Annotated in this window: 24 protein-coding genes; all 24 read left to right on the plus strand. The window is 45.8% G+C overall.

Annotated elements, in window-relative coordinates; genetic code table 11:
* Positions 1-4 precede the first annotated feature (4 nt).
* Positions 5-1,096 (plus strand): flagellar biosynthesis protein FlhB, encoded by a 1,092-nt coding sequence (flhB, locus tag EXG77_RS05990; RefSeq protein WP_023468703.1) that lies wholly within the window; start codon positions 5-7, stop codon positions 1,094-1,096.
* 14 nt (positions 1,097-1,110) lie between these two features.
* Positions 1,111-3,135, plus strand: a complete 2,025-nt coding sequence (flhA, locus tag EXG77_RS05995) for a flagellar biosynthesis protein FlhA (protein WP_023468702.1) — start codon at positions 1,111-1,113, stop codon at positions 3,133-3,135.
* Between the two features lie 3 nt (positions 3,136-3,138).
* A complete protein-coding gene (locus EXG77_RS06000) occupies positions 3,139-4,191 on the plus strand; it encodes a GTP-binding protein (protein ID WP_035396778.1) in 1,053 nt (350 codons plus the stop codon).
* Positions 4,188-5,042: a MinD/ParA family protein gene (locus tag EXG77_RS06005; protein WP_035396779.1), complete on the plus strand. Its 855-nt coding sequence runs from the start codon at positions 4,188-4,190 to the stop codon at positions 5,040-5,042. Before EXG77_RS06000 ends, EXG77_RS06005 begins: the two co-directional genes overlap by 4 nt.
* A 26-nt stretch (positions 5,043-5,068) precedes the next feature.
* Positions 5,069-7,066: a chemotaxis protein CheA gene (locus tag EXG77_RS06010; protein WP_035396781.1), complete on the plus strand. Its 1,998-nt coding sequence runs from the start codon at positions 5,069-5,071 to the stop codon at positions 7,064-7,066.
* An 11-nt stretch (positions 7,067-7,077) separates the two neighbouring features.
* Positions 7,078-7,506: a chemotaxis protein CheW gene (locus tag EXG77_RS06015; RefSeq protein ID WP_023468698.1), complete on the plus strand. Its 429-nt coding sequence runs from the start codon at positions 7,078-7,080 to the stop codon at positions 7,504-7,506.
* On the plus strand, positions 7,499-8,107 hold the full coding sequence (locus EXG77_RS06020; RefSeq protein ID WP_035396783.1) for a chemotaxis protein CheC: 609 nt from the start codon (positions 7,499-7,501) through the stop codon (positions 8,105-8,107). The genes EXG77_RS06015 and EXG77_RS06020 overlap by 8 nt, the downstream gene beginning before the upstream one ends.
* Positions 8,100-8,582 carry a chemotaxis protein CheD gene (locus EXG77_RS06025; protein WP_023468696.1) on the plus strand — a complete coding sequence of 161 codons (483 nt, stop codon included), beginning with the start codon at positions 8,100-8,102 and terminating at the stop codon, positions 8,580-8,582. The genes EXG77_RS06020 and EXG77_RS06025 overlap by 8 nt, the downstream gene beginning before the upstream one ends.
* Positions 8,583-8,595: 13 nt before the next feature.
* Positions 8,596-9,369 (plus strand): FliA/WhiG family RNA polymerase sigma factor, encoded by a 774-nt coding sequence (locus EXG77_RS06030; protein ID WP_023468695.1) that lies wholly within the window; start codon positions 8,596-8,598, stop codon positions 9,367-9,369.
* 13 nt (positions 9,370-9,382) lie between these two features.
* Positions 9,383-9,844: a hypothetical protein gene (locus EXG77_RS06035; protein ID WP_035396785.1), complete on the plus strand. Its 462-nt coding sequence runs from the start codon at positions 9,383-9,385 to the stop codon at positions 9,842-9,844.
* Between the two features lie 129 nt (positions 9,845-9,973).
* Complete coding sequence (rpsB, locus tag EXG77_RS06040) at positions 9,974-10,708, plus strand: 30S ribosomal protein S2 (protein WP_012370721.1); 735 nt, start codon at positions 9,974-9,976, stop codon at positions 10,706-10,708.
* Positions 10,709-10,790: 82 nt separating this feature from the next.
* Positions 10,791-11,672, plus strand: a complete 882-nt coding sequence (tsf, locus tag EXG77_RS06045; protein ID WP_023468693.1) for a translation elongation factor Ts — start codon at positions 10,791-10,793, stop codon at positions 11,670-11,672.
* 111 nt (positions 11,673-11,783) lie between these two features.
* Positions 11,784-12,503 (plus strand): UMP kinase, encoded by a 720-nt coding sequence (gene pyrH, locus EXG77_RS06050; RefSeq protein WP_023468692.1) that lies wholly within the window; start codon positions 11,784-11,786, stop codon positions 12,501-12,503.
* A gap of 1 nt (position 12,504) precedes the next feature.
* Positions 12,505-13,062: a ribosome recycling factor gene (gene frr / locus EXG77_RS06055; protein ID WP_023468691.1), complete on the plus strand. Its 558-nt coding sequence runs from the start codon at positions 12,505-12,507 to the stop codon at positions 13,060-13,062.
* A gap of 79 nt (positions 13,063-13,141) precedes the next feature.
* Positions 13,142-13,882: an isoprenyl transferase gene (locus EXG77_RS06060; RefSeq protein ID WP_023468690.1), complete on the plus strand. Its 741-nt coding sequence runs from the start codon at positions 13,142-13,144 to the stop codon at positions 13,880-13,882.
* 19 nt (positions 13,883-13,901) lie between these two features.
* Positions 13,902-14,702, plus strand: a complete 801-nt coding sequence (locus tag EXG77_RS06065) for a phosphatidate cytidylyltransferase (protein ID WP_023468689.1) — start codon at positions 13,902-13,904, stop codon at positions 14,700-14,702.
* A gap of 14 nt (positions 14,703-14,716) precedes the next feature.
* On the plus strand, positions 14,717-15,871 hold the full coding sequence (locus EXG77_RS06070; protein WP_035396787.1) for a 1-deoxy-D-xylulose-5-phosphate reductoisomerase: 1,155 nt from the start codon (positions 14,717-14,719) through the stop codon (positions 15,869-15,871).
* Between the two features lie 14 nt (positions 15,872-15,885).
* A complete protein-coding gene (gene rseP, locus EXG77_RS06075; RefSeq protein ID WP_023468687.1) occupies positions 15,886-17,127 on the plus strand; it encodes an RIP metalloprotease RseP in 1,242 nt (413 codons plus the stop codon).
* Between the two features lie 34 nt (positions 17,128-17,161).
* Positions 17,162-18,862 carry a proline--tRNA ligase gene (locus tag EXG77_RS06080; protein ID WP_023468686.1) on the plus strand — a complete coding sequence of 567 codons (1,701 nt, stop codon included), beginning with the start codon at positions 17,162-17,164 and terminating at the stop codon, positions 18,860-18,862.
* A gap of 147 nt (positions 18,863-19,009) precedes the next feature.
* The gene (locus tag EXG77_RS06085; protein WP_174316770.1) at positions 19,010-23,281 is read left to right on the plus strand and encodes a PolC-type DNA polymerase III; all 4,272 of its coding nucleotides are present in this window, start codon (positions 19,010-19,012) and stop codon (positions 23,279-23,281) included.
* A gap of 129 nt (positions 23,282-23,410) precedes the next feature.
* On the plus strand, positions 23,411-23,878 hold the full coding sequence (gene rimP / locus EXG77_RS06090; protein WP_023468684.1) for a ribosome maturation factor RimP: 468 nt from the start codon (positions 23,411-23,413) through the stop codon (positions 23,876-23,878).
* Between the two features lie 17 nt (positions 23,879-23,895).
* Positions 23,896-25,005, plus strand: coding sequence for a transcription termination factor NusA (gene nusA, locus EXG77_RS06095; protein ID WP_023468683.1), 1,110 nt, complete (start codon positions 23,896-23,898; stop codon positions 25,003-25,005).
* 3 nt (positions 25,006-25,008) lie between these two features.
* On the plus strand, positions 25,009-25,278 hold the full coding sequence (gene rnpM / locus EXG77_RS06100) for an RNase P modulator RnpM (protein ID WP_023468682.1): 270 nt from the start codon (positions 25,009-25,011) through the stop codon (positions 25,276-25,278).
* A complete protein-coding gene (locus tag EXG77_RS06105) occupies positions 25,271-25,573 on the plus strand; it encodes a YlxQ family RNA-binding protein (RefSeq protein ID WP_023468681.1) in 303 nt (100 codons plus the stop codon). Before rnpM ends, EXG77_RS06105 begins: the two co-directional genes overlap by 8 nt.
* Positions 25,574-25,580 lie beyond the last annotated feature (7 nt).

Below are 25,580 nucleotides of genomic sequence, written 5' to 3' on the forward strand. Positions count from 1 at the left end.
GGACATGCATTCATATCGATTACGCCTTGACCTTCAGTACTTCGCTGGTGAGAAGACGGAGAAGGCGACACCTCGAAAGCGGGATGATTCCCGCAAGAAGGGACAAGTCGCAAAATCAGCGGATCTGACAAGTAGTTTTATGTTATTCGCGATGTTCCTCGTCCTCTATTTTTTTGGTCCATTTCTAGGACGACGATTCGTCCTCGTTCTACAAGATGGTCTAAGTGCAAGTCAAGTGTTGCAGGCTGTTGAGGAGGGACGAATTGAACAGATTTTAGTCGAGATGCTGATTCAAATGGGAATTCTCGTCGCACCGTTCTTTTTAACAGCGGTCGTCATCGGTGTTCTCGGGAATTTTGTTCAAATTGGTGTACTTTTGAGTGGCGAGGCGATCCAACCGAAACTGGATCGGATTAATCCACTACAAGGCGTCAAACGAATTGTTAGTGTCAAAGCGCTCGTCGAATTTTTAAAATCGGTCTTTAAACTGCTTGTCATCGGTGTGACGAGCGGCACGGTCTTATGGAATAACAAGGTCGAAATTTCACGGTTGACTTCGGAACCAATCGGTGATGCATTAGCTATCATTGGTCATTTAACATTTTTACTCGGTTTATCTGTTAGTATCGCTTTGATTGCATTAGCCATTTTGGACTTCGCTTATCAAAAATTTGATTTCGAGAAGTCGATCCGAATGAGTAAACAGGATTTAAAAGATGAGCATAAAAACACAGAGGGTGACCCTCAAATCAAAGGGAAAATCAAACAACAACAACGGGAGATGGCGATGCGGCGGATGATGCAAGAAATACCAAATGCCGACGTCGTCATCACGAACCCAACCCATTATGCGGTAGCGATTCAATACGATGACGGAAAACATATGGCACCGATTGTCGTTGCTAAAGGCGTAGATGCTGTCGCGTTCCGGATTCGGGAGAAGGCGACAGCAGCTGATGTCCCGATTGTTGAAAATCGTCCGCTGGCGCGGGCGTTGTTCGCTCAATCAGAAATTGGTATGGCAGTGGATGAAACGTTCTATCAGGCGCTCGCTGAAACACTCGCCTTTGTCTATCAACTGAAACAAGCAAAATGAAAGGATGAAGCATCATGAGTATATCAACACGAGATTTAACGGTTCTGCTAGGCGTCATCATGATCGTCTTCATGCTCGTCATTCCACTGCCCGCTATCATGCTCGATTTTTTAATCATCATCAATATTTTAATTGCCTTGATGGTACTACTCGTTGCGATGAATGCCAAAGAGGCACTTGAGTTTTCTGTATTTCCGACATTGTTACTGATCGTTACGCTGTTTCGTCTTGCGCTCAATGTCTCAACGACACGGGCGATTTTATCAAACGGAAACGGTGGCGAAGTCATCGAGGCTTTCGGTAGTTTTGTTGTCGGAGGTAACGCGCTTGTCGGCTTCGTCGTCTTCTTGATTCTCGTCTTGATCCAGTTTCTTGTCATCACAAAGGGGTCAGAACGAGTCTCGGAAGTCTCGGCACGTTTTACGCTCGATGCGATGCCAGGGAAACAAATGGCGATCGATGCTGATTTGAACTCCGGCATGATTGACGAATTGCAAGCCCGGACTCGTCGCCAAAAAATTCAGTCGGAAGCGGATTTTTATGGTGCGATGGATGGGGCGTCGAAGTTCGTTAAAGGAGATGCAATCGCAGGCATCATCATCGTCATCATCAACTTGATTTTCGGGATGATCATCGGTGTTGTCCAGCAGGGTTTACCGATGATGGAATCCGTCAATTTGTATACGTTGCTAACAGTTGGTGACGGTCTTGTCAGTCAGATTCCAGCCCTTTTGATATCGGTTGCGACCGGTATTATCGTCACACGTTCAACGTCTGATGGAAATCTTGGAGAGGATGTCATCGGTCAATTGACACGGACACCACTCCTCGTTGGAATTGCAGCAGGAGCGATCTTCTTACTTGGACTGTTCACGGCGATTCCGGATTACGTCACGATGCCGATCGCTGCACTGTTTGGATTCTTTGCTTGGCGAATGAAGCAGGCGACGAAGACGATGCAAGAAGAAGTTGCTGTCGAAGAAGCACCAAGCGAAAATTTACGATCAAGCGAATCAGTTATTTCCTTACTGAATGTTGATACGATTGAATTCGAATTCGGTTATGGTTTGATTCCGCTTGCTGATGAAGCGCAAGGTGGTGATTTACTCGATCGTGTCGTCATGATTCGTAGGCAACTAGCTCTTGAACTCGGATTCGTTCTTCCGACCGTTCGGATTCGGGATCACTTACAGTTATCACCGAATCAGTACCGGATTAAGATACGCGGAAGTGAGATGGCAACCGGCGAACTGTTACTTGATCATTACTTAGCGATGAGTCCGGGTGTCGACGATCCAGAGATTCGAGGGATCGAGACAGTTGAACCGGCATTTGGTATGCCAGCACTTTGGATTGATGAACAGACACGGAGCCGAGCAGAAATGTCAGGCTATACGGTCGTTGATCCACCATCTGTTGTTGCCACGCACTTAACAGAACTCTTAAAGAAACATGCTGCTGAATTACTTGGTCGAGAAGAAACGAAACAATTGGTCGATCATTTAAAAGAATCTCATCCGATTTTAGTGGAAGAAGTTACGCCGCAACTACTTTCGATTGGGGATTTGCAAAAAGTGTTCGTTCAATTACTAAAAGAGAAAATATCGATTCGAAATTTACCTTTAATTTTTGAAACGCTTGCTGATTATGCCGCAGTAACCAAGGATAGTGAATTACTAGCAGAGTATGTTCGCCAATCCTTATCACGTCAAATCACTGAACAAGTCATGCAAGGAGAGGTGTTACACGTCGTAACAGTCTCAAGTGAGATGGAACTCGATATCCAGTCGGCGATCCAGAAGACAGAGTTTGGTAATTATTTAGCGCTTGATCCCGAAAAAGCGAGTCGCTTCATCGAAACGCTGCAAGAACGGACGATGGAGTTTGAACGCTATGGCGCACATCCAATCATTCTGACTTCTCCAAGTATTCGAATGTTCGTTCGTCAGTTGACGGAACGATACTTCCCGGATATTCCGGTCTTATCGTATAACGAATTGATGCCGACGATCGAAGTGAAGAGTATTGGGGTGATATAAGCAATGATAGTGAAAAAAATCGTAGCAGATACGGTGGCTGAAGCAATGGAGCGAGTTAAACAGGAGTTAGGCGAAGAAGCTATCATCTTGAATACACGGCATATAAAAGTCGGTGGTATTTTCGGGGTTTTTGCAAAACGAAAAGTAGAATTGGTCGGTTCGGTGGATGAACATGTAGAGGATAAAAGGACTGTTAAAGTAGAACAGCCGAATAGAGTGAACCCTCATGTAAACCAAATAGAACAGCGATCAATCGTAGAACGCCCTACAATTATTACGACAGGGGAAAGACCATTACCAAGAGAACTAAGACAGTACGCTAAGTTACTTGCGGAGCCAGCGTTGAATCAGTTGGCAGAACACCTACACGAGAAACTTGTGTCAACTTATTATCAAACGCAGCAAGCTGAATTGAACACGGTATTACTCGAAGAGGTTCAAGCGAAGATTCGGACGAAAACGACGCATTCGAAATTCATTATGTTAACAGGTCCTACAGGCGTCGGAAAGACGACTACGATTGCAAAACTAGCAGCACATTTTACGTTAACAGAAAAAAAACGAGTCGGTCTTATTACGACGGATACATATCGGATATCTGCCATTGAACAATTAAACACATATGCAGATATACTAGGTATCCCGATTCATGTTGCATACGATCTGAATGACTTTGAACAAGCGAAAGAAGCATTACAATCATGCGATATCGTTCTGATTGACACAGCGGGTAGGAATTTCCTTGATGTCGGGTATGTTGAACAATTAAAAAGTCGACATACTTTTGAAGAGACGGATGTATTTCTCGTACTCAGTCTGACTGCGAAATATCAAGATCTACTTCGTATGTATGATCGCTTTCAATCCGTACCTGTATCTGGAATTATTTTCTCAAAAGCGGACGAGACAAGTGAATTATGGTCAATCGTTGGTCTCGCGGAAGAAAGTGATGTACCCATCTATTGTATAACCACTGGTCAAGAGGTACCTGAAGATATCTTATTTAGTTCTGTAGAAGAGATATCCCAGATGATCGTCGAGAGAGGAATGGGATGATGCAAGAAGATCAAGCTCGAGTCCTACGCTCTAAGTTATCCGTAAATGAAACTAAAACGATTGCTATTGTTAGTGGTAAAGGTGGCGTTGGGAAAACGAACGTCGCTGTCAACTTAGGTGTTGCTCTATCTCTTCAAAACAAGAAGGTACTTATTATCGATTTAGATATCGGTATGGCCAACATTGGTATTTTACTCGGTAAATCTTCTAAGTTATCACTGATGGAATGTGTGAAGAAAAGAGAATCACTACAACAGTCAATTGTAGAATATTCACCAACCCTTCAGTTCATTCATGGGGGAAGTGGATTTGCTGAATTGACGAATTTCACGAGTGATGACATTACCTTTTTATTACGTGAATTTCGATTCTTCTATGAATATGATTATGTATTACTTGATCTAGGTGCCGGTGCTAATCATCAAACGTTTGATTTCATTGGTAGTGCAGATGAAGCATGGCTAGTTGTTACACCAGAACCTACTTCCATCATGGATGGGTACGCGTTTGTAAAATTAGCCCATCATCATGCGAATGAATTGCCTGTTTCCGTGATTGTTAATCGAGCTACGAATGGTGAAGAAGCTCTTGAAACATTTGATCGGCTCGAATTAGTCAGCTCTCAATTTTTAAGAAAATCACTACGTTTCATTGGTTTTCTACCTGAAGATCAAACAGTAGTGAAAGCGGTCAAAGCCCAAATGCCATTTTATATCATGGATCGAAAAAGTCATGTCAGTTGGCGAATGGATCACATTACTACTTCATTGACGGGTGTTCGCGTAAAAGAACGAAAGTTTTTAGATCGATTATTAAGTCGGCTAAAGCATGGGAAAGATCATGTCCATTAAGTTGGAAATAAAGGAGGAAATCATTCATGGACTTAAATGAATATGTAGGATTGTTCCTTGATGAATCAATGGAGCACCTTCAAGCAATCAATACAAGCTTATTGGATTTCGAACAACGTATGGATGACGAAGCTGTCATTGATCAAATTTTCCGGTCAGCTCACACACTCAAAGGAATGGCAGGAACGATGGGGTATGATGCTATCGCTGACTTAACGCATGAAATGGAGAGTGCTCTCGATTTAGTTCGCTCTAAAAAACAACCAGCTACTTCCGAACTGATTGATGTATTATTCGTCGCGGCAGAACAACTTGAAACGATGGTTGAAGATATTAGTCGAGGCGGAAAAGGAAAGTTAGATGTAACGGAGACGGTTAATCGATTGAAGCGATTCATTCAACCGAATGATGTACAAGTTGAAACGAATGTTCTACCTACTACGCAACAGAATTTTGAATGTGATGTCTATTCAAAAGCGGTTGTCCAACAATCGATTGCAGCAGGCTATCAAGCATACGTGTTATCAGTCGAACTATCAGCTGATGTCATCTTAAAAGCTGCTCGCGTTTATATGGTGTTTGATCGTCTTCAATCACTGGGGGACGTCATTTTATCAAATCCGACTTCAGATGACTTAGAGCAAGAACATTTTGATACATCATTTGAGATTTTATTCGTAACACAAAGTGAAAAAGAGACGATTCGAGAAGCAGTTGAAGCCGTATCAGAAGTGGCGAATGTTTCCATCGTCCCTTTTGAGACGACGTCAGAAGCAGAAGTTGCCACTTCTACGTTGCAACAAGAACCTGTTACTGAAGAGATTCAAAAAGAGGCGACTTCTACGACGAGTGAACCAATGGATGTCACTGCACCAGTCGCTTCAAAAACGATCCGTGTCAATCTTGAACGGATTGACCGCCTCATGAACTTATTTGAGGAGTTCATCATCGATCGAGGTCGCTTAGAACGAATTGCGGCAGAAGTAGGTTCTCCTGAATTGACGGATACTGTTGAGCGAATTAAGCGTGGGACGAACGAATTACAGTCTCTCGTATTGACTTTACGTATGATGCCAATTGAACAAGTATTTAATCGTTTCCCACGAATGGTACGTTCTGTATCGAAAGATGTCGGAAAACACATAAAACTTCATATCACTGGTGCTGAGACAGAGTTGGATCGAACAGTCATCGATGAGATCGGAGATCCATTAGTTCACTTGATTCGTAATGCAATCGATCATGGAATCGAAAACAAAGCGGACCGAATTCTTGCTGGAAAACCTGTTGAAGGGAATTTATCATTACGCGCCTATCATTCGGGAAATCGAGTCTTCATTGAAATCGAAGATGATGGTGCTGGAATTAACCACGAGCGCGTCACACGAATCGCGATTGAAAAGGGGCTAATTACGGAAGAAGAGGCGGCACTATTAACAATTGAAGAAGCATCGATGTTATTATTCGCTCCAGGTTTTTCGACAGCAGAAACGGTGACAGATTTGTCCGGGCGAGGTGTAGGACTCGATGTTGTGAAATCCAAGATTGAATCTCTTGGTGGGGAAGTATTTGTAGAAACACGTCGTGGTGAAGGTACTATTTTCCGAATTAGTCTACCACTTACGTTATCTATCATTTCAGCAATGTTGGTTGAACTTGGTAAAGAAACGTATGCTATTCCGTTGACGGCAATCATCGAGACAACATCATTAAGAAGCTCTTCGATCTTACAGGCGCATCGCGAGAAAGTATTCGATTTCCGTGGACAATTGGTTCCATTGATTTCGTTAAATGAAGTCTATGGATTGCCGCAACATGATGCGGAGGCTTACTCCGTTGTTGTTGTTCGTAGTGGTGAAAAGCTGGCAGGTTTAATCGTTTCTGAATTGATTGGACAACAAGAAATTGTCATGAAGCCGCTAGGTAGTTATCTCGAAGGTATTCGGGCTATTTCCGGAGCAACTATACTTGGCGATGGGCAAGTGGCATTAATCATTGACAGTAACGCTCTATTACGAAAGTGAGGGAATTGAAGATGGAACAAAAGTGGGTTGTTTTTCAACTAGAAGAGAATTCATATGGGATTGACGTACAATCTGTTCGTTCAATTGAACGTCTCATTCCCATCACACGAATTCCAAATGCTGCTTCTTACGTTAAAGGTGTAATTAATTTGCGTGGAGTCGTAACACCTGTGATTGATTTACGTTCACGTTTAGGTTTTGACGTGATCGAAGAAACAGAAGAAACACGGATCATCATTGCAACACTTGAGCACGGAGACGCTGGATTCATCGTTGATCGAGCGAATGAAGTCGTAGAATCTTCTGAAGTTAGAATCGAGCCTTTGGGCGAACAAAAACAGGAAGATGCATCTTACCTAACGGCAGTCGCAAAAGGAGAAGACCAACTGTTTTCTTTAATCGAACCAAATCGATTATTTGAGGATATCGTTCATGCTTAATTCAGATCAAAAAGATATTTTCAGAGAAATTGGAAATATCGGAGCAGGTCATGCTGCTACAGCATTGTCTACACTTTTAGGGAAACCAATTGAAATCGAAGTGCCTTCTGCCGAATTAGAATCGTTTACAACGATCATAGATCGTGTGGGCGGTGCAGAAGCTTACACGGCTGGCGCATTGTTACGGTTTTCAGGTGATATTCGAGCGACCTTGCTTTTTTTGATGCCACTCCATGATGCAGAAAAGTTAATTGGACAGCTAATGAAATCTGAATTCCAATTTTTCTCTGATTCTCATGAAATGGGGGTTTCTGCCTGGGAGGAAATCGGGAATATACTAATTGGGGCATATGCACGATCGATTTCAGATTGGTTGGATTTGTCCCTCCAAGTCAGTGTTCCTGCTTCTGCATTTGATATGGTTGGTGCACTTCTCGAGGTGGCATTGCTTGAATCTTCAACATCGGGAAATATGGCTTTGTATATCGACACTCATCTTTCTAGTGCCGGGAATGAATTGACTGGACACTTGCTTCTCCTTCCAGAAGCAAATGCGTTTCAGACAGTTTTTCAGCGATTGGGTGTGGACATTGATGGATGAACTCATACGTATTGGAATTGCAGAATACGCAATCAGTAAACAGCCTGTCATTCTTCGCACTGCTGGTCTTGGTTCTTGCGTTGGGGTCGTCATCTATGATCAAGAGCGAGGGTTATCAAGCATGGCACATGTGATGTTGCCAGATTCGGCCATTAGTCGTAATCGCGAGGCAGAAATCGGTAAGTTTGCAGATACTGCTATTTTAGAAATCGTAAAACGCTTACGAGCAAATGGTGCATTACGCTTACGTGCTAAGATTGCTGGTGGTGCACAGATGTTCCAATTCAAATACGAACATGAATCGATGCGAATTGGAGAACGAAACATTGCGTCCGTCAAAGATATGTTACAAAAGACAGGAATCCCACTCGTTGCAGAAGATGTAGGTGGCACGAATGGGCGGACGATCGAGTTCCACTCAAAGTCAGGACGTCTCGTTATCCGGACAGTAAATGTCGGGACGTTGGAAATATAGAGGAGGAATGGTCATGCGTGAGGAATTACAACAACTTTGGGATCGATGGCTATCGACACGTGATATCACGGTAGCAGATGAATTACTTTTGAATTACGAGCCTCTCGTTCAGTATCATGTTCAACGACTAAGTGCAACATTACCTAAAAGTGTCGATCGGGATGAATTGAAAAGTTTAGGGATGATGGGATTGTACGATGCTCTTCAAAAATTCGATCAAAATCATAATAATAAATTCGACACGTATGCCGCCTTTCGGATTCGAGGAGCAATTTTAGATGGATTGCGAAAAATCGATTGGTTACCACGTTCTTTACGAGAAAAAGCAAAGCGGGTCGAAGCAGCTGTTGAAATACTAGAGCAATCTCTTCAAAGAACTCCGACGATTGAAGAAGTATCTTCGATTGTAGAAATGTCTACAGATGAAGTGAAGAGTGCGTTAGCTGAAAGTTATTTTGCAAATATATTATCGATTGACGAAGCCGTCACTTTACAAGATGAAGGGAAAGCAATGACCGTTTCCTATCTAGACCCTGATACTGCGACTCCGGAAGACATGTTATTAATGCGTGAGTTGATTGCTAAATTAGCAGAGGAAGTGAAAGAGCTGTCAGAAAAAGAACAACTCGTCGTTTCCTTGTTCTACTATGAAGAATTAACATTGACTGAGATTGGCGAAATCCTTGAATTGTCAACATCTCGAATTTCTCAAATCCACTCTAAGGCTCTCCGTAAATTAAAAAATGCATTGGGAAGTGCCTACTTAGCAGATCGTGTCGCAATGTGAAAGGAAATCAATCATGACAGTCGTGTATATACTCTTAGCAGCTCTTATATGCTACGCACTACTTGTGCTGTTTCGTCAGCAAGCGGATTTAAAAGATCGTATATCCCGTTTAGAGCTTGAAAAAAGCGAAACAGAGCAAGTTTTATTAAGCTTTATGGAGCAAGTAAATGAAATGACCGAGCAGAACGTAAAATCTGAGGTATCATCTAATCCTATAAATGAAACATATCAGAATCCATCAATAGAATCAGTTTTACCTGAGGAAAATGTTGTACAAAATGAACGAGCTGAATCATATATTGAAACACCAGTTCCTTCTGAAGTACAGAACGAAGAACAGGTCTTAACAGATGTGGAGCAGGCTTTACGCGAAGGAACAGATATTGAGACACTCGCTCGTTCTTTGAACCGGGGAACGGGTGAGGTCGCTTTAATTGCTAAACTTTCTCGTCAAACGAAGGTTGCTCCTCGTTAATCTTTATGCTATATTAGTCTACGGTGTTAATTACGCACGCATGTATCGCCAGCTGCGGTGCCTTTAATAGGTTAGCTGGACAGACGATCATCGCGGAGGACATCCAAAACCCAAAAGGAGGAATTCATCATGGCAGTAATCTCGATGAAACAATTGTTAGAAGCTGGTGTACACTTCGGTCACCAAACACGCCGTTGGAACCCAAAAATGGCGAAATACATCTTCACAGAACGGAACGGAATCTACATCATCGACCTTCAAAAAACGGTCAAAAAAGTAGACGAAGCATACAACTTCATCCGTGAAGTAGCGTCTGAAGGCGGAAACGTTCTTTTCGTTGGTACGAAAAAACAAGCTCAAGACACTGTGAAAGAAGAAGCGATCCGTGCAGGTCAATACTTCATCAACGAACGTTGGTTGGGTGGAACTCTCACGAACTTCTCTACAATCAAAAAACGTATCAACCGTTTGAAACAACTTGAAAAAATGGAAGAGAACGGTACATTCGAAGTTCTTCCTAAAAAAGAAGTCATCATTCTTAAAAAAGAAATGACTCGTCTTGAGAAATTCCTCGGCGGTATCAAAGATATGCCAGGCGTTCCGGATGCACTCTTCATCGTTGACCCACGCAAAGAGCGTATCGCGATTGCAGAAGCACACAAACTCAACATCCCAATCGTTGCGATTGTTGATACGAACTGTGATCCAGACGAAATCGACTACGTCATCCCAGCGAACGACGATGCGATCCGTGCAGTCAAATTGCTCACTGGTAAAATGGCTGACGCAATCCTCGAAGTTAAACAAGGCGAAGATAACGTAGCACCTGAAACTACTGAAGAAGTAGTAGCAGACGCTGAGTAATTCGTGATGCCAGGTGATAAAGGGAATCGACCTTTTATCACCTTTTTTTTGAAACTAAGGATGTTATAAGGAGGAATATCGAATGGCTATTACAGCAGCAATGGTTAAAGAACTTCGTGAAAAAACAGGTGCAGGTATGCTCGACTGCAAAAAAGCACTCGTTGAAACTGACGGTGACATGAACGCAGCAGTAGATTTCTTGCGTGAAAAAGGGATCGCTAAAGCAGCAGCAAAAGGCGATCGTATCGCAGCTGAAGGGTTGACTGCAGTTGCAGTTGACGGCAACAAAGCGGCACTCGTTGAAATCAACTCAGAAACAGACTTCGTTGCGAAAAACGAACGTTTCCAAACACTCGTTCAAAACATCGCAGACGCTGTTCTCCGTAACGGTTCTGAGACAGCAGAAGCTGCTCTTGCTTCTGAATACGAAGCAGGCAAAACAATCGACACATACATCTCAGAAGAAGCTTCAACAATCGGAGAGAAAATCTCACTCCGTCGCGTAGCGCTCTTCACAAAAGCAGATGATGCAGTCTTCGGTTCTTACCTCCACATGGGTGGTCGCATCGGTTCAGTCGTCGTTATCGAAGGTACGACAGACGAAACAGTTGCAAAAGACGTTGCAATGCACATCGCAGCAGCACGTCCACTTTACGTTGACCGTACTTCTGTCACAGAAGAAGAAAAAGCACGTGAAGAAAAAGTCCTCACTGAGCAAGCATTGAACGAAGGAAAACCAGCTAACATCGTTGAAAAAATGATCGTTGGTCGTATGAACAAGTTCTTCGAGGAAATCTGCCTCGTCGATCAAACGTTCGTTAAGGATCCAGACTTCAAAGTTGGTAAATATGTAGAATCTAAAGGCGGTAAAGTCGTGTCATTCGTACGCTTCGAAGTTGGAGAAGGTATGGAAAAACGCGAAGAGAACTTCGCTGAAGAAGTTATGAACCAACTTAAAAAATAAGAATCGGGATCATCCTGATGACAAGAGAAGGAACACGTATGCTTCAATCCACTTTCGTGTGGAAGTGGTTCGTGTTCCTTTTTTACGGAATTTAGCAAGGGGGACATAGTCATGCAACCGAAATATAACCGGATTGTGTTAAAATTGAGCGGAGAAGCGCTCGCAGGAGATCAAGGGTTTGGGATTAATCCTGTCATCGTCAAATCCATCTCGGAACAGATTCGCGAATTGATTGAATTAAATGTTGAAGTAGCGGTCGTTGTCGGAGCTGGAAATATTTGGCGTGGTAAAACAGGTGCAGAACTTGGGATGGACCGGGCCAATGCCGATTATATGGGGATGCTAGCGACAGTCATGAACTCGCTTGCGCTTCAAGACAGTTTAGAAGATGTAGGTGTTGAAACACGTGTTCAAACATCGATCGAGATGCGCCAAGTAGCAGAACCATATATTCGTCGCCGTGCAATGCGTCATCTTGAAAAAGGACGAGTTGTTATTTTTGCAGCAGGTACCGGAAATCCTTATTTCTCAACTGACACAACGGCTGCTCTTCGTGCAGCAGAAATCGAAGCAGAAGTCATCTTGATGGCGAAAAACAATGTCGATGGTGTGTACTCAGCGGATCCGAACGTTGATCCAGAAGCGAAAAAATTCGAGACGCTCTCTTACTTGGATGTCTTAAAAGATGGACTCCAAGTCATGGATTCTACAGCTACATCACTTTGTATGGACAATGACATCCCGCTCATCGTCTTCTCGTTGATGGAAGAAGGTAACATCAAACGTGTCGTCATCGGTGACGAAATCGGGACAATCGTAAGGGGGAACTAATATGTCAAAAGAAATCTTAAAACAAGCCGAAGAACGGATGGAAAAAGCACATCTTTCACTTAAGAAGGAACTTGCGACACTCCGTGCAGGTCGTGCGAACGTTGCGATTTTGGATCCCGTTCAAGTCGAATACTATGGTTCACCAACACCGCTGAATCAAGTAGCGAATGTCAACACACCAGAGGCACGCCTAATCTTGATCACTCCTTGGGATAAGTCAATGGTGAGTGAGATTGAAAAAGCGATTCAACGTGCTGATCTTGGTCTTGCACCATCATCTGATGGTACGGTCATCCGTCTTGCGATTCCACCATTAACGGAAGAGCGTCGGAAGGAACTGGTTAAACTCGTCAAGAAGTATACGGAAGAAGGCAAGGTTGCCCTCCGTAACATTCGTCGTGACACGAACGAACAGTTGAAGAAACAAGAAAAAGATGGTGCATTGACAGAAGATGATCTACGTGGTTATACAGAAGATGTTCAGACGTTGACAGACAAGTTCGTCAAACAACTTGATCAAACGGCAACGGAAAAAGAACAAGAAATCATGGAAGTATGACGCGACGGATCGTCATGTGGGGGACTCTTTGTCACACGAAGAGTCCCTTTCTTCATAATTGAGAGAGGAGGAAGTGCGAATGTTTCAATGGTTGAATCAGACGAAAGAAACCGAAACCTATGAACGGGTGCCAGAACATGTTGCGATCATCATGGATGGAAATGGACGATGGGCAAAAAAACGTGGGCTTCCGCGAATTATGGGACATCGTGAAGGGATGAAATCGATTCGAGAAGTCGTTCGAGTTGCAAATGAGCTTGGTATCAGAAGCTTGACACTATATGCCTTTTCAACTGAAAACTGGACGCGTCCAGAAGAAGAAGTTAATTTTTTGATGAAGCTCCCAGCTCAGTTTTTAGAATCAGATTTGAAAGAACTCGATGCCCAAAATGTTAAGGTCGAGGTAGCAGGTGAAGTATCTCGCCTCCCTCATTTCACGCGTGAGGCGGTCGAACAAGCGAAACTGGATACGCAACACAATACAGGACTTCGTCTGATTTTCGCTCTGAATTATGGAGGACGCGATGAACTCGTGCAAGTCATGCAAAAACTGGGCGCACAGGTTCAGGCAGGAACATTGTCACCGGATGCGATTACACCGGAGACGATCGAGCGCGAGCTAATGACAGGATCTGTAACCGATGTCGATTTCGTGATTCGAACGAGTGGCGAACAACGGTTATCGAACTTCTTACTTTGGCAAGCGGCGTACGCAGAGTTTTATTTTACAGATGTCTTGTGGCCAGAGTTTCGTCGGGATGCTTTCTTGGCAGCAATTGAAGATTACAATCAACGGACACGCCGATTTGGCGGCGTCTGATTAAATGAGGAACTAGCTTATGAAAACTCGGATTATCACAGGGATATGGGCAGGCGCCATCTTTTTGGCGCTTTTGTACATCGGTGGACTTCCCTTTTTAGCGTTTATGGCAGTACTAACGATTCTCGGTTATACCGAGCTCGTCCGGATGCGACAATGGAGCGGCTCGCGCATTCCACGGATTTTATTCGGGATCGGTACGTTATTACCATTCGTCGGTATCTATGAAGAGGCAGTCGATCGGACACTCCCAATCGGACTTTCACCAATCGCTTGGGCAATGATCATTTTATTGATCGGTCTCTTTTGGAACGTGTTTTCGAAAAATGTCTTTACGTTCGATGATGTCGCCTTTTTACTTCTGACTGCGGTTTATGTTGGTGTCGGTTTTGCATCGTTCGCCTACATCCGCTTACTCGAACATGGATTAACGTGGTCGCTCTTGATCATTCTCTTGATCTGGTTTACGGATTCAGGGGCGTACTTCGTCGGGAAACGATTTGGTAAGAATAAACTGTGGCCGTCAATCAGCCCGAACAAAACGATTGAAGGGGCAGTCGGTGGCGTGCTACTTGCCATCTTACTCGGTGTCGTGTTTGAAAGTATCGAACCGACAGTCGGTTTTGGGAAAGTCATTGTCCTTGCCATCATCGTTGCCGTCGTTGGGCAACTTGGTGACTTGGTCCAGTCCGCTTACAAACGCCATTATGGTGTGAAGGATTCTGGAACGTTACTACCGGGCCATGGTGGTATTCTAGATCGGTTCGACAGCATGATGATCGTCTTTACGGTCCTCGTCGTACTCGATATCTTTGCTTGAGGAGGCACTTCATTATGAAGAAAATCAGTATCATCGGTGGAACGGGATCGATTGGTACGCAGACACTTGATGTCATTGCGGCTAATCCAGACCTTTTTGAATTGACGAGTTTTGCATTTGGTCGCAACACGACGGTCGCCGTACCGTGGTTGAATCGTTTGCAACCGATGCTTGTCGGAGTTCAAGATGAGACAACACGTCAAGAACTCGAGCAGCAGTTGAGTTATCAGCCGACGATCGTCATCGGTGAAGAAGGATTGCTTGATATCGTGACGCATCCTGAAGTCGATACAGTCATTACAGCGGTCGTAGGAGCTGTCGGCTTACGTCCGACGCTTGCCGCGATCGAGGCGGGTAAGACGATTGGTCTTGCGAACAAAGAAACACTCGTCACGGCAGGGCACCTTGTCATGAAGCTCGCGCGCGAAAAAAACGTGACGATTTTACCTGTTGATAGTGAACATGCGGCAATCTTCCAATGCTTGAACGGGGAGCGGCGAGAGGATATGCGTCAAATCATCTTAACGGCGTCAGGCGGAAGCTTCCGTGATCAATCACGGGAAGATCTGGCAGACGTGACGGTCGAACAAGCACTGGCGCATCCGAACTGGTCGATGGGAGCAAAAATCACGATTGATTCGGCGACGATGATGAACAAAGGGTTCGAAGTCATTGAAGCGCACTGGTTATTTGATGTCGACTATGCGGATATCGATGTCGTCATTCATCGTGAATCGATCATCCACTCGATGGTTGAGTTCAACGATGGTGCCGTCATGGCGCAGCTTGGTATGCCCGACATGCGGGAGCCGATTCAGTACGCTCTTACATATCCGTCCCGCCTTGAAATCCAAGGGGGAGAACGGTTAAACTTAAAGGAAATCGGACGCTTACACTTTGCTGATGCTTCATTCGAACGTTATCCGTTGTTACGACTTGCTTTTGAAGCGGGTCAAGCCGGTGGTTCGATGCCATCAGTACTCAATGCTGCGAACGAACAAGCAGTGGACCGTTTTTTAAAAGGGGACATTCGCTTTTTAGAAATCGAAGCGAGCGTTGAGGCGGCGCTTCAAGCTCATACCCTTATCGACGAGCCTTCCTTGGATCAAATCCTTGAAGCCGATCGATGGGCGCGTGAGTTCGTATCGTCTCTTACATTCGCTAACTAAGGATGGGATAAGTAATGACGACCTTTATTTCAATCGTACTGATGTTCGGTGTACTCGTCGCCGTCCATGAATGGGGTCATCTCGTAATGGCGAAGCGGGCAGGTATTCTCTGTCGGGAATTCGCGATTGGATTTGGACCGAAGATCTTTTCAGTGTTTAAGAATGAGACGTTGTATACGGTACGCCTGTTGCCGATTGGCGGTTATGTCAAGATGGCGGGTGAAGAACCTGAACTCGTTGAGATCAAATCAGGTCAAACCGTCGGATTACAGTTAAAGGACGGTGTCATCGAGACGATTTATTTCGATGCAGATCAGCCACAAGTCGACCAAGTCGTTACTGTCGAGCGGATTGACTTGTTGCGTCAACTCGAACTCGTTGGGTTACAGGATGAGACCTCGGTCCGATACCCTGTCTCCCCGACAGCATTTCTTGTCGAAGGTCAGACACGGACACAAATTGCGCCGTATGATCGCACATTTGGTTCGAAATCCGTTTGGAAACGCGTCCTTGCGATTGCTGCAGGACCGTTCATGAACTTTGTCCTCGCGTTCGTCATTTTATTCGGTCTTGCCTTATATAATGGCTCTCCGACAGGGGAAAGCGTCATCGGAACAGTACAAAAAGGTTCACCTGCCGATCAAGCAGGACTTGTTGAAGGTGACCGGATCATCTCAGTCAACGGACAGGATACAGCCAAATGGACGGATTTGCGTGCTGGATTCCAAGATCGTGCTGGGAAAGCGACAGAAGTAAAATATGAGCGTGATGGGAAAGAGACGACAACTGAGATCACGCCAAAAGTGCAACAGCAAGGAGAACAGAAGGTCGGCATCATCGGTGTTACGAATGAGACAGAAAAATCATTCGGAACAGCACTACAAACGGGCGTTTCAGAAACATGGCGGATGTCGACGCTCATCGTCGGAGCGGTTGGAGATCTCGTGACCGGTGTCGTTGGCGTCGATCAATTATCAGGACCAGTCGGGATCGTCAAGATGACCGATCAGGTCGCAGATAGTGGGTTCTCGATGCTATTGACATGGACTGCATTGTTGTCCGTGAACTTAGCAGTCTTCAACTTGTTGCCACTTCCAGCACTTGACGGAGGACGCTTGCTGTTCCTCTTCCTTGAAGCCTTACGCGGTAAACCGGTCGATCCTCAAAAAGAAGGATTGGTTCACTTCGTCGGTTTTGCGCTTTTGATGTTACTCATGCTCGTCGTTACTTGGAACGACATTCAAAAATTCTTTTAATTAATCACTCAGTCAAAGGAGTTCGTGACTCATTATGAAACAATCAAAACTATTCATGCCAACGTTGCGTGAAGTACCATCTGATGCAGAAGCCATCAGTCACCAACTCTTGCTTCGTGCAGGATTCATGCGTCAAAATGCCGCTGGAATCTATTCGTATCTCCCACTCGCAAAACGCGTTCTCGCAAACATCGAGACAATCATTCGCGAGGAATTAGAGGCAGCGGGTGCGCAAGAATTACTGATGCCAGCGATTCAACCAGCTGAACTATGGGAAGAAACAGGGCGCTGGGATATCTATGGACCTGAATTAATGCGCTTGACGGATCGTCATGATCGCCGGTTCGCGCTCGGAGCAACGCACGAGGAACTGATCACTTCAATCGTTCGTGATGAATTGAACTCGTATAAAAAGTTACCGGTCAATCTTTTCCAGATTCAAATGAAGTACCGTGACGAACGTCGTCCACGTTTCGGTTTATTACGCGGTCGTGAGTTCATCATGAAAGATGCCTACTCCTTCCATTCGTCACAAGAGAGCTTAGACGAAGAGTATCAAAACATGTTTGATACGTATTCGCGGATTTTCTCACGTGTTGGTCTTGAGTTCCGTCCAGTCGTCGCTGACTCAGGTGCAATCGGTGGTAGTGGAACACATGAGTTCCATGCGTTAGCAGCAATCGGTGAAGACACGATCGTCTACTCGGACCAATCGGATTATGCAGCGAACTTAGAGATGGCAGAGTCGATCGATGCCTATCCGAAGCAAGACAAAGCACCAGAAGCACTTGAAGAAGTGCATACGGCAGATGCGAAGACGATTGAAGCGGTCAGTGCACATCTGAACTTACCAGCAAATGAATCGATCAAGACCGTCATTTTCAAAACGGAACAAGGACTTGTCATGGCACTCGTCCGGGGCGATCACGAAGTCAACGATATCAAATTGAAAAACTATCTGGGCGCACTCGACATCACGATGGCGAGCGACGAAGAGATTGAAGCAGCGCTTCACTCAACGCCTGGAACACTCGGACCGATCGGGGCAGACATGAAGATCGTCGCCGATTACGCGGTACGTGCCTTGACGAACGCTGTCTGTGGTGCAAACAAAGCGGAAACACATTATATCCATGTCGATCCAAGCCGTGATTTCGAAGCAGACTATACGGACTTGCGCTTCGTCGAAGAAGGTGACGCGTCACCAGACGGCAACGGAAACGTTAAATTCGCACGTGGCATCGAAGTCGGTCAAGTCTTCAAACTCGGAACACGTTACTCTGAAGGAATGGGAGCGACGTTCCTTGATGAAGGCGGTAAAGCACAACCACTCATCATGGGATGTTACGGCATCGGTGTCTCGCGGACATTGTCGGCAGTCGTCGAACAACATTATGATGAGCGCGGAATCATTTGGCCAAAAGCGATCGCACCATACGATGTCCATTTGATTGTCGTCAATGGTAAAAATGCAGAACAGCTTGAACTCGGAGAAACACTATACCGTGAATTGACAGCTGCAGGATTCAGCGTCCTGCTTGACGACCGGAAAGAACGAGCAGGCGTCAAATTCGCCGATGCGGATTTGATTGGTCTACCGGTTCGCTTGAACGTCGGCAAAAAAGCGGCAGAAGGAATCGTCGAATTAAAAGCTCGTCGCGGTGGCGATGCAGAAGAAATTGGACAAGAACAAGTCGTTGAGGCTGTTCGTTCACTCTATGAAGGTTTAGAATAAAGAATGGAGACGGTCACTTTTCATAAAGTGACTGTTTTCTTGTCTCACACCCATTCGCCCCTTGGGCAATCCGCAAGAGGAGGAGGAGTTGCTGTCACGGTGTGAAGCGATCAGACAGCACAATTGCGAGTGGATACACAACAACGCATGTCACTGTTGCTGAGTGACTTGGAATTACCGAACGGTATCATTGAAGAATACTTTAACGAAGCAGTTCTTGAGAAGCTTCGCGTCAATAAAGCAAAAGCAACCTGGACATTTGAAATCCGCTTGCCACACGTTTTGCCCCAAAACGTCTATCAACTCTTTACGAGTCGTTTGATAAGTCGGTATCAGCAATTCGCCGAAGTCAAAGTTATCCTATACGCGGATAGTCGACCAGACGAACGCCTATATCATGATTACTGGCCATATGTCGTGCAAGATCTCGCCGACGTTTCATCGGCGCTGCGGACACAACTCGGACGTGTCTTACCGGAGTTCAAAGAACAGAAATTATTCATTCCAGTCCGAAGTGAACCGGAAGCAGGATTCTTAAAAAGTAGCTTATGTGGGGAATTGCAGTTACTTTATAGTGCTTACGGATTTCCGAAATTCAACTGTGAACCGATTGTTCAAATCAACGAATCGAAACAAGAAGCGTTGCGCAATCAGGTAAAACAGGAAGACATGGAAGAAGCAAAACGGATGCTCGAGTTGCAGTTCAAACGAGAACAATCGCGGGATGACGATGAAGGACCGGTTGAGATTCGGATCGGGAAACCAATTCAAGATGAGATTGTCCCGATTAAGACGATCCAAGATGAGGAACGACGGATTGCGATTCGTGGTCTCGTCTTCTCGGCAGAGAGTCGTGAACTACGAAGTGGAAAGACAATCTTTACGTTCAAAATGACGGATTATACGGACTCCCTCGTCGTCAAGATGTTTGCGCGTGACGAAACAGACGTCAAGATACTCTCTGCGATCAAAAAAGGGATGTGGATTCAAGCTGCAGGTCGCGTTGAGTTCGATACGTTCCTGCGCGATCTTTGTATGATGATTGCCCAACTGTCAGAGGTGAAGATGGAAGCCCCTGCTGACCCTTGGGCAGGCGAGAAGCGTGTCGAGTTACATGCGCACTCGCAAATGAGTCAAATGGACGCCGTCATGAACGTGACGAAATACGTTGAACGCGCGGCGAAATGGGGTCATCCTGCTGTTGCGATCACGGATCACGCGGGTGCCCAAAGTTTCCCGGATGCCTACTATGCCGGAAAGAAAAACGATATCAAGGTATTGTATGGAATCGAAGCGAATGTCGTCGATGACGGGGTGCAAGTCGCCTATCATCCCGTGGACCGTAACTTAGATGACGCGACATTCGTTGTCTTTGACGTCGAGACGACGGGTCTATCGGCGATGTACAACAAGATCATCGAACTTGCAGCCGTCAAGATCCACGACGGTGATATCATAGATAAGTTCGAAGCGTTCGCGGATCCGAAGCATCTATTGTCGGCGACGACGATTGATTTGACAGGAATCACCGATGATATGGTCCGCGGAAAACCAGACCCGGAACAAGTCGTCAAGGAATTTATGGACTGGGTCGGCGATTCGATTCTCGTTGCCCATAATGCCTCATTCGATATCGGATTCTTGAATGCGACACTCCGTTCCGGTGGACACGATGAATCGGTCTTGCCAGTCATTGATACGCTTGAGCTAGCCCGTGTTTTGATGCCGACGCTAAAAAACCATCGATTGAACACACTCGCGAAACGATTTGACATCGAATTGACGCAGCATCACCGCGCCATCTATGACGCGGAAGCGACAGGCTATTTGATGGTCAAATTGCTGCAAATGGCAGATGAGATGTTCGACATGAAGACACACGCTTCGCTCAACCGGGAGATGGGGAAAGATATCTCGCGGGCACGGCCATACCACGCGACGGTCTATGCGAAGAACCGGACGGGCTTGAAGAATCTGTACCAATTGATTTCGATTGCTCACACGAAACACGTGCACCGTGTCGTCCGCACACCACGCTCGCAACTCGTCGCGCATCGGGATGGATTGATCATTGGATCAGCTTGCGATAATGGCGAGGTGTTTGATGCTGCCTTGAACAAGTCGGACGAAGATTTAGCAAAAGTGATGCAGTTCTATGATTTCATCGAGATTCAGCCACCCGCAATGTATGGTCATTTGATTGAACGGGAAATCGTTCAGAATGAACTCGAACTGCGCGAACTGATCAAAAAGATCATCCGCGTCGCGGAAGAACATGATATCTTACCAGTCGCGACAGGGAATGTGCATTACCTCGATCAACATGACGCGACGTACCGGGAGATCTTGATCCGGACGCAAGGTGGAGCGAACATGCTGAACATGCGAAAACAATTGCCACCGGCACACTTCCGGACGACGAAGGAAATGATGGATGACTTCAAGTTCCTCGGACCGGATGTGTCGGAACGTCTCGTCATCACGAACAGTCAAGCCGTCGCGGAACAGTTCGAGAACATCGACATCATTCCAAAGGATCTCTATACACCGAAGATCGAAGGGGCAGATGAAGAAGTACGGAACTTGTCGTACGATATGGCGCACCGGATTTACGGCGACACGTTACCGGAGATCGTCGAAGCCCGCCTCGAAAAAGAGTTGAAGTCGATCATCGGTCACGGATTCGCCGTCATCTATCTGATTTCCCATAAACTCGTTAAAAAGTCGCTTGACGACGGCTATTTGGTCGGTTCACGAGGATCGGTCGGATCAAGTCTCGTTGCGACGATGACCGAGATCACGGAAGTCAATCCATTGCCACCGCATTACGTCTGTCCGAATTGTAAGGAATCGGAGTTCTTCGATGACGGTTCCGTCGGTTCGGGATTCGATTTACCGGATAAGTCTTGTTCGAAATGTGATGTCCCATTGTTTAAGGATGGTCATGATATTCCGTTCGAGACGTTCCTCGGATTTAAAGGGGATAAAGTACCGGATATCGATTTGAACTTCAGTGGAGAATACCAGCCACAAGCACACGCCTATACGAAAGTCCTGTTCGGTGACGATTACGTCTACCGTGCCGGAACGATCGGTACGATCGCTGAGAAGACAGCGTATGGCTACGTCAAAGGGTATCAGTCGGAGAATGAGTTGACGTATCGGAATGCGGAAGTCGATCGTCTCGTCAGTGGTGTCACCGGTGTCAAACGGACGACCGGACAACACCCGGGTGGGATCATCGTTGTACCGGACTATATGGATATTTACGATATTAGTCCGATTCAGTATCCGGCAGACGATATGGGTTCTGAATGGAAGACGACACACTTTGACTTCCACTCGATTCACGATAACTTACTCAAACTCGATATCCTCGGTCACGATGACCCGACAATGATCCGGATGCTACAAGATCTGTCAGGACGTGATCCGAAGACGATTCCGGTCGATGACCCAGAAGTCATGAAAATCTTCAGTTCGACGGAATCGATCGGTGTAACGCCGGAACAGATTGATTCAAAAACAGGAACGCTCGGCATTCCGGAGTTTGGAACAAAGTTCGTCCGCCAAATGTTAGAAGAGACGAAACCGACGACGTTCTCAGAGCTCGTTCAGATTTCAGGACTCTCGCACGGAACGGATGTCTGGCTCGGAAACGCCAGCGAATTGATCTACAACGGAACGTGTGAACTAAAAGACGTCATCGGTTGTCGAGATGACATCATGGTCTACTTGATCTACGCCGGTCTTGAACCGTCGCTTGCCTTTAAAATCATGGAGTCGGTCCGAAAAGGGAAAGGACTCTCGATTGACATGGAAGAGGCGATGATCGAGAACGATGTACCGCTCTGGTATATCGATTCTTGTAAGAAAATCAAGTACATGTTCCCGAAAGCCCATGCTGCCGCCTACGTCTTGATGGCTGTCCGGATTGCTTACTATAAGGTCCACCATCCGATGTATTACTACGCTTCGTACTTTACGGTTCGTGCGGGTGACTTTGATATCGGTGCGATGAATAAAGGCTCTGCTGCCGTTCGGAAAGTCTTGCAAGACATCAAGGATAAAGGATTTGAAGCGACGGCGAAGGATAAAGGGCTGTATACGGTTCTTGAAATCGCGCTTGAGATGATCGAACGTGGCTTTACGTTCCAAAAGGTCGATCTCTACCGCTCAAGTGCAACGGAATTCCTCATTGACGGAGATACGTTGTTACCACCGTTTAATGCCGTGACAGGTCTCGGGACGAATGCAGCGAAGCAGATCGTCGAAGCACGTAAAGGCGGCGAATTCCTCTCGAAGGAAGACCTCCAAAAACGCGCTAAGTTATCGAAATCGATCATTGAGACGCTCGATAACCTAGGCTGTCTCGAAGGGTTACCGGACGAGAATCAGCTCTCCTTGTTCGACTTGTAAGCCCTTAGGAACACTTGCTTTGAGCGCTTTCCTATGCTATATTGAGTGAGGAAATGTTTTTTATACTACGACTTGGAAGGAGTAGGGGGACCTGCTCCTTTCTTGTTTGTTTTTTGAAGGAGGATGAAGATGACGAACGTAACGGAAAAGGTCGAAGCGCTCGCAAAACCAATCGTCGAACGAGAGGGGATGGAGCTAGTCGACGTTGAATTCGTCAAAGAAGGGGCGGATTGGTTCCTACGTGTCTCCATCGACAAAGAGGGTGGCGTAGATCTTGAAGACTGCGTCAAAATCAATGAACAGTTATCGGAAGCATTGAATGACAATGATCCGATCGACGAGCCGTATTACCTCGACGTCGCTAGTCCAGGAGCGGAACGTCCACTGAAGAAAGACGAGGACTTCGAAAAGGCGATTGGGAAACATGTGTACATCAAAACGCACGATCCAGTAAAGAATGCGGTTGAATTCGAAGGAACGTTGCTCGCGTACACACCTGAGATGCTTGAAATCGAAGTGCGTGTCAAAACAAGAAAATTGAAAATTGAGATACCGGTCGACAAGATTTCACTTGCGCGACTTGCGGTAATGTTCTGACGGAAAGGAAGAGAACGATGGGACCACAGTTACTCGAGGCGATCAATCAAATCGCGAAAGAGAAGGAAATTGACAAGAACATCATCATCGATGCGCTCGAACAGGCATTGATTTCAGCGTACCGACGCAACTTCGGAAAAGAATCGGAGGCTGTAAAGGTCGAATTCGACCAGCAGACAGGAGACATCCGTGTCTTTGCGCTTAAGGAAGTCGTCGAACGATTGACACAACCAGAAGAGCAACTTTCGCTTGAAGAAGCGCACGAGATCGATCCGACATATGAACTCGGCGATTTCCATAAAGTCGAAGTGACGCCAGGCGACTTCGGTCGTGTTGCAGCACAAACAGCGAAACAGATCGTCACACAAAAAATGCGTGAAGCAGAACGCGAACGCATCTACAATCACTTCGCGGATCGTGAAGATGAGATCATGACAGGTATCGTCGAGCGTCAAGATGCACGCAACTTGTACGTCAACCTAGAAGGTATCGAAGCTGTCTTGACGACACACGAGCAAATGCCGAACGAGCGTTTCGGGATTCGTGATCGCATCAAGGTGTACGTCACGAAAGTTGATCCAATGGTCAAAGGATCAGGGGCATCGATTCTTGTATCACGGACACATCCAGGTCTCTTAAAACGTCTCTTTGAAATCGAAGTACCAGAGATTTCAAGTGGCGAAGTCGAAGTCAAGTCTGTGGCGCGTGAAGCGGGCGACCGTTCGAAAATCGCAGTCGCGGCGGATGACATCGATCCAGTCGGTGCATGTGTCGGACAAAAAGGGGCGCGTGTTCAACGCATCGTCAATGATTTAAACGGGGAAAAAATCGATATCGTCCGTTACTCGGATGATCCGAAAGAATATGTCGCGAACGCACTCAGCCCAGCTCAAGTCGTTGCGGTCTATGTGAACGAACCAGCGAAAGCGACAATCGTCGTCGTTCCAGATTTCCAATTGTCGCTTGCAATCGGGAAACGTGGTCAAAACGCGCGTCTCGCAGCGAAATTGACAGGATGGAAAATCGACATCAAGAGCGAGTCTGAAGCGGAAGCAATGGATCTCGAAGATGTCTTCGCGACGGAAGAGCCGGCAGTAGAAGCGGTCCAAGTCGAAGGCGAGGAATAATTCGTGCAAAAAAAGGTACCATTACGTAAGTGTGTCATCACACAAGAAATGAAACCGAAAAAAGAATTAATTCGTGTCGTCCGGACACCTGAACAAGAGGTCGTCATCGATTTAAATGGTAAGATGAATGGGCGAGGTGCCTATTTATCGAAAGATGCGGCAGTCATTGCGACGGCGAAGAAAAAACGGACGCTTGATCATCATTTGAAGGTCAAGACGACAGATGCCTTATACGATGAATTGCTTGAAATCGCGGGAGGTACAAATGAGTAAATGGGAATCCCTTCTCGGTCTCGCGAATCGAGCTAGAAAAGTGACGACGGGAGAAGAACTCGTACTGAAAGAAGTACGAGGAGGACAAGCGAAGCTTGTTCTTTTAGCAGCAGATGCGGGGGCTGCCACGCGTAAGAAAGTCACAGATAAATGTACGAGTTATCAGGTTCCTTACCTAGAAGTCGCCGACCGGACGATTCTCGGTCAAGCATTAGGAAAGGATGCGCGTGTTGTCGTGTCAGTCAATGAAGCCGGATTTGCGAAAAAGCTAACTGAACTCCTCTCGAACGACTAATTGGAGG

The sequence above is a fragment of the Exiguobacterium sp. OS-77 genome (assembly GCF_000414195.2).
GTDB lineage: Bacteria > Bacillota > Bacilli > Exiguobacteriales > Exiguobacteriaceae > Exiguobacterium_A > Exiguobacterium_A indicum.